At 37.4% G+C, this 6,000-nt stretch carries 6 protein-coding genes; 1 reads left to right on the top strand and 5 read right to left on the bottom strand.

From position 1 onward, the window contains the following. The coding region (locus G9U52_RS26505) for a hypothetical protein (RefSeq protein WP_166153663.1) at positions 1–348 on the top strand (348 nt) is incomplete at its 5' end. 469 nt (positions 349–817) lie between these two features. Here G9U52_RS26505 and G9U52_RS26500 read toward each other — a convergent pair. The 5 genes from G9U52_RS26500 to G9U52_RS26480 form a co-directional block, all read right to left on the bottom strand. Next, on the bottom strand, positions 818–1,003 hold the full coding sequence (locus G9U52_RS26500; protein ID WP_166153662.1) for a hypothetical protein: 186 nt from the start codon (positions 1,001–1,003) through the stop codon (positions 818–820). A 95-nt stretch (positions 1,004–1,098) separates the two neighbouring features. Further along, positions 1,099–1,572 (bottom strand): hypothetical protein, encoded by a 474-nt coding sequence (locus G9U52_RS26495; protein ID WP_166153661.1) that lies wholly within the window; start codon positions 1,570–1,572, stop codon positions 1,099–1,101. Positions 1,573–2,036: 464 nt separating this feature from the next. Next, entirely contained in the window at positions 2,037–2,837 is an 801-nt protein-coding gene (locus G9U52_RS26490; protein ID WP_166153660.1) for a hypothetical protein, read from the bottom strand. Between the two features lie 952 nt (positions 2,838–3,789). Next, positions 3,790–5,241 carry an FtsZ/tubulin family protein gene (locus G9U52_RS26485; RefSeq protein WP_166153659.1) on the bottom strand — a complete coding sequence of 484 codons (1,452 nt, stop codon included), beginning with the start codon at positions 5,239–5,241 and terminating at the stop codon, positions 3,790–3,792. Between the two features lie 7 nt (positions 5,242–5,248). Continuing rightward, the gene (locus G9U52_RS26480) at positions 5,249–5,674 is read right to left on the bottom strand and encodes a hypothetical protein (RefSeq protein ID WP_166153658.1); all 426 of its coding nucleotides are present in this window, start codon (positions 5,672–5,674) and stop codon (positions 5,249–5,251) included. Between the last annotated feature and the right edge of the window lie 326 nt (positions 5,675–6,000).

The following is a 6,000-nucleotide window of genomic DNA, read 5'->3' as shown; positions in this document are numbered from 1 at the left end:
TGCCCTGCTGTTGCAGGCTTGGAGCAGCGGAAGCGCCCCTGCGCTGCTGTTGCAGGCTTGGAGCAGCGGAAGCGCCCCTGCCCTACTGATGCAGGCTTGGAGCAGTGGAAGCGCCCCTGCCCTACTGATGCAGGCTTGGAGCAGTGGAAGCGCCCCTGCCCTACTGATGCAGGCTTGGAGCAGTGGAAGCGCCCCTGCCCTACTGATGCAGGCTTGGAGCAGTGGAAGCGCCCCTGCCCTACTGTTGTGGGCTGGAAAGCAGCGGAAGCGTCCCTGCCCTACTGTTTCGGGCTGGAAAGCAGCGGAAGCACCCCTGCCTTGATATCGCATATGGAAGCTGCCTGGTAGAACCTTTGCCCTTTACTGTTGTAGCCCAAAAGTCGCTAAGAGCGCCATTGCCATGTTGACGGAGATATGGAAGCCATATGAGACGCTTGCCTAATGTTTTTTGGATATCTGAGATATCTATGATATCCATTAAAATACTAACAAAAATAGATATCTAGACTTGATTGTTTGATGGCACTAGCAAAATTGATGGGGGAATGTTCAGACGATGTAGGAATTGATGAGCTCGTAGATGGGTGGAACTGCTTTGCGGCCGTTGGAAACGCTGTGGACTTTTATATTATTGGCAGACATTCGGTTGATACTGGAGGATTCATTTTAAATATTTGCTTGTGGTTGGTAGACATAAGTATAAATTCAATAATCTGTTGGTGTTAGCCAGTGGGCAAAGGACTGGCTAGAAGAGAAATGGGAGTTGTTATGTCAACGGTATCGCCGCCCCAAGCTGACTTGGAATGTCAATATCATCTTAGGGAGCGATGTCGGTTATGTCTTCAATTTCAACAATGTCTTTACTTGCCAGTAAAAAATAGTTTTCCTTGTCTTTTCCCATAATAATTACTCTGCCTTCGGAATCATAGTCCATATCTAAAATCTCTGCTGGCGTCAAACTCTTCGATTTAAAATTTCGTAAATTGATAACTTGATATAGCATTTGGTCACATCCCTTCACAACAATAATATACAATGTCTGTCTGAACAAACACATGTAAGTCTTGGTAATTAGTCCCCATAAATTCTAGTGCAAGTTTATCGAACTACTTCTCTTATATAGCCGCGTGCCAATTTAATAGTTTCATTATCTATATCTCTTCGGATTATGTATTCTATAAAAACACCGTTATGTTGCTTCCTGATTATCTCCCCTGTCCAATCACTCAAGTGTTCGGGTGCATTATTCCCATCCCAAACAGTAAATCTTACTTTTTGAGATACCTTTGGACGGACACCCCTATAGTTATTGACTGATCTATTTAAAAAGTTGGCATATGTATGAGGATTGACTAATGGATAAATAACATAATCAAAGGGTAACTGTTTAATTTGCAGGCAAGCTAGCTGCTCCTCGGCAAAAGAGCGAAAAAAAGATTGGATGGTTTTCTCAAGCAGGCTATCAGTATAGTTTAATTTTTTATTGAAAATCTCTATCATATCATTACAACTATATACCCCGGATTCGGTTAGCCAGCATATCTGATTAAATACTTTATTTAAATTCTTCAAATGCTGCCCCCTATACTCTGCAGTTTTAAAAGAAAGTGCACGGTACACTAATAACCAAAAGTTACTCTTATAAGGGATGATTGCGCTATGCCAAAAGAAAGTTGTGGAATTTCCATATGGCTGACCTCACTCTTTAGTTTCACTGCTACTTTAAGGGCGCAAGGTCACCGCGGCACTTGCTCAGTCTCCTACGATGGTATCGGCTGTATCGGCCAAAAAAGCTTCTTATAAAGGTAAGTTGCCTTGTTTGTCTTTGTGGATTAACTAACTCACTCACTCTTCCTGGTGATACTCCTATCCTTACTGCCCATTCAGTATGTTTGGTCAGAGGAGCACCAGTGCTTGTTTCTTTGTTAATAAAGAGAGAAGCTTAGGAATCTTATGGATGGATCATCAAGAGCGTCAAGTAAACAATCACTACTTACTCATTGACCAGATGGTATGATCTTCCTCTCCCCTTCTTTCTATTCTTCCTGCATATTTGTTTGATTTACTTCATTCGCTAAAGCGTATTCCTTTTTCATTTCTTCTTCATAATGGTCTAGTTTATATAATTCGATAAATTCCAATTTAGCTGCAGTGTCTTCTTTTTTAAATATAAACCCAGTCTTTTTAGGGTTCCGGTTCCAAATTTCTTCAGCTTTTTCTCTCAATCGCTTTTGTATTCGGTTTTCTGTAAATGATCGATCAAGATCGTGCTGACGCAATTCCATCTTATGTTGTAGTGCTTCCGCTTTAGGATCTGGCATAAGACTTACAACTTGTTGATGAATTTCATTCTTAAGTCTTTCCGCTTCCTCAACAGGGTCTGGCATAAGACGTAACATTTCTTCATATTTTGCTTTCGATTGTTCCATTTCAAGTTTAAGCGTGCTGATCTCCTGTAACTCAGCTCTTAGAAAATCTTTTAATCTCTCTTCTGAAAGGATTGGAGTAATTCCATGTTCGAGATTTGAATCATGCGGATCATAGTGCAAATGCTGAGAGAAATTTTCGAGCAACATAGTACCAATAGTTTGCATAGTAACATTACTTCCAAATCGTTGTTTAGCCTCAGCAATGAATCGGAGTATATCTATGTCTTCTTTGCTGAATATACGCTCGTCTCTTGTGTTTCTTGGTATTGTATGTATTTTTAATAGGTGTAAATCATTTACCCAGTTTCTTAGTGTTGGAATAGGAATTGAAATACCTGCCTTTTTCATCTTCTCATGAGCAATTCCTATTGTCACATGTCCTTCATATAGCTCAAAGTGATCTGTCATAGCCTATTAAGAGCCTCCTTACAACCGTAAATTTTGATTATTGACCTATTTTGTGAACAATAAGTCCTACTATTTAGGAAAAATTATATCATAAGGGCTTATTATTTGATAGCTAGCAAACTTCCGGGAGATGTAAATAGCCTCTTAAACCTAGCGAAATATTGACCTATTGGTCGTCTATCATCTATTAATACACAGTCTATTGACAATTACCAATAACGTCTTACCTATTGGAAGCTTCTATCCGCAATTCTCGTAGAACATCCCAATTGCAGCTTGACATGCTATTAGGAAGCCTATTGATAATTAATAATAGACTGTGACCTATCGGGAGGTTGTCAGATCCATTCACATTATAGTCTATGGTATATCAATAAGTAGATTCATATTAATTAGCGACAGACTATGACCTACTAAGAAGGATTAATGATTTAAGGTAATTTATAGCTTGATATATTGTGACATATCAATAGATAGTCAATTAATAATTAATAATAGTCTATGAACTATTAATAGACGACCGCCAAATGACATAAAACTATGTATTGATATATTGGGAGGTAGATAACTGATAATTAATAAGAGGCTATCATCTATTGATAGCCTCTTATGATAGGTGTAATTTTACACAAAATTTGTAATGAACATACTAATTTTGAGGGAAAACGAAAATGTACTGAGGAAGGGATTGTATGTTTGTGAAAACAGAGGGGCAATATCGGGGCATTGGAGCATCTGAACCAACATTAAGCCGATATGAAGGTTATAAACGTATGAGAGATACCAGCAGCTTAGCGTAGAGGGGTAATTGAGGATAATTGCTCCAGCAGTTTGCTCTAAAATCAAACTTTATAGGAATCAGGAGGGGGGACTGCACGCTTAATTTCCAAAAATCACGGATTTTATAGAAAAGACCTCCCAATCACCATATGAGAGGGGAGGTCTTATAATTCTAGTTTATGTTATTTGGATCAATATCAGAGAAATCCATATTCTCAATGTCAACATCACCATCAATTGAGGAATTTTGTTGCGATTCTGTTATTCCGAGATCTTCCAGTGTTATACCGAAATCAGTTAGATCCATATCAAGATCAATATTTTCTTGATTAGCCACAGCTATTTGTTGAATTGAATCTTGTTTATAGGTCACTTGCTTTTGTTTGGCCATAAATTCTTCATATTCTTTTACTAATCCCTTTGAAAGCCGGATGGGTAGGGCATCGGTCTTATAAAATGAGTAAACAGTAGTATTAAAATTGTTGTTTTCGCTTAGATAGCCTGAAAAAATTGTGCCTTGTAATGGTAATTTAATACTTACTTCTTCCTTAGCATTATCAATGAAAGAGCTTCCTAATTTATTTAATTCAGGAGGAATAATACCAAGTAAACCAACATGATGGACCCTGGCGAATGTTGTCTGGCCATTATCGTCTGTTTCTTGCAAAGCAATAGGATCATGAAGGTTATTACTCTCTATAGAACTTACAAAAAGCTTCGTTAAGTCATCTGTATTGGAAATGGATTTAACATTGGTTTGCACTTTATTAATAACAAAACAGCCTTCTTTTTCAATTACAACACGTTTAAAATCATTGGAATCCATGATTACTGAGGTTCCACTACCATTTGTCGCTGTATTCAACTCATGAAAAATCGAGCTTATTTCACTATTAGCAAAATCTCGATAATTTTTGGAGGAAGAGTCACGTTCATTTATGAACCGTTCATAAAACATTTGATTATCTGGGAATTGTACGAATGCAATGCCTTTAGTAGGGTTTTTTGCCATGTTCCATATACGAGAAGCGAAGTCATTAACTTGGCGTAATACATCTGGTCCATCGCTGCGGACAGGAATAGTAGCAATTATCCCTATTTTTTTGAATTCATCTTTCACTTTATTATAGGCATCAAGCTGGTATTTTCTTATGTTTTGCTTAAAGTCAGCATCTCCAACTTGTTCCTTAATTTTAAAAAGAGCCTGTTTTACTAATCTTAGATTATAGAATTCATGAAATTCTTCAATTGCTTTTAATATAGTGGCTGTACCAGTCCCGCCGCCTAATCCTGCAATAAAGAGCACCACAGTATCTTGTACACGAACTTTTTTTGTTACAAAGTCCTTTAAATTATCTTTAACTTGCTCGTTTTGTTCTAATATTTGGAGTGCCTTTTCAGGATTTTTTCCTAATCCACCTAATTTTAATGATATCCTGTTATCAGGTGCTATATTACGTAATTCTTCGAGATCACCGTCATTTGAATTTAGGGCTAGGCAGTTGTAAACGGGCTTCCCATCTCTGGTTTTATAAGCAGCAAATCTATCAGCTATCCTTGATCCAGCTTGTCCAAAACCAACTATGGTCATGTTAATGGAAGGGGGGTTATCTCTGAATGACATTAAATAGTCAACTCCTAATTTGTTTTTGGGATTCTCTATGGCGACGCATGATCTCAGACGCGACGCCGCGGCCACGTGGTGTTAAAAATATCAGTTTTGTTGGATGAAATGATTTATAAAAACAAAGTGACATCTTAAGCAGTGATTCAACAATACGTTCTGCATGTTTTCGGTCAATGTTGGCTTCTTGAAGACCGAATTTCTTGCCCTTGCCACGTTCTTGAACCTTGCGTGTAATTATTACTTTTTCAGAAAGTTGCTTAATTGAGATGCCGGCACTGAGTTCATTTTCTTTATTGGCGTCAGCATGTTGCCCTACGGTTAAAAGAATTCGCTTCATAGGCAAATCAAGTTCCACAATATCCGCAAACATTTTAGTTTGTTCTTTAGTGAATTCCAACTCTATGTATTGTTGATGTAATTGAAACTCCACGGATAACTACCACCTCCTTTGATAATCTATAGTTACTAATTTGGTTACTATTTACAATCATAATCTAAAATATTGATTAATTCAATACTAGTTTATCCTTATAGAATATGAGTTGTTTTGAGGTATCTATATATGTATCCAATATAGACACCAAGATTGAATGATTCTATTAAAATGTCTAGATTGATGATTTTTTAGTAAAAACTTTGTATTTTCCGTTCCGATTATTGAAATGTTGGATGGAAATTCAGCAATATCAATATTTGTAGTAACTATAAGTAAAGTGTTGATAAACAAAGGGATAAAGGCAGACTCATTATGCAATC

It is taken from the genome of Paenibacillus agricola, from assembly GCF_011440305.1.
Classification (GTDB): domain Bacteria; phylum Bacillota; class Bacilli; order Paenibacillales; family NBRC-103111; genus Paenibacillus_S; species Paenibacillus_S agricola.
Note: the sequence above shows the minus strand (reverse complement) of the source record. Positions and strands in the feature narration are given on the sequence as shown.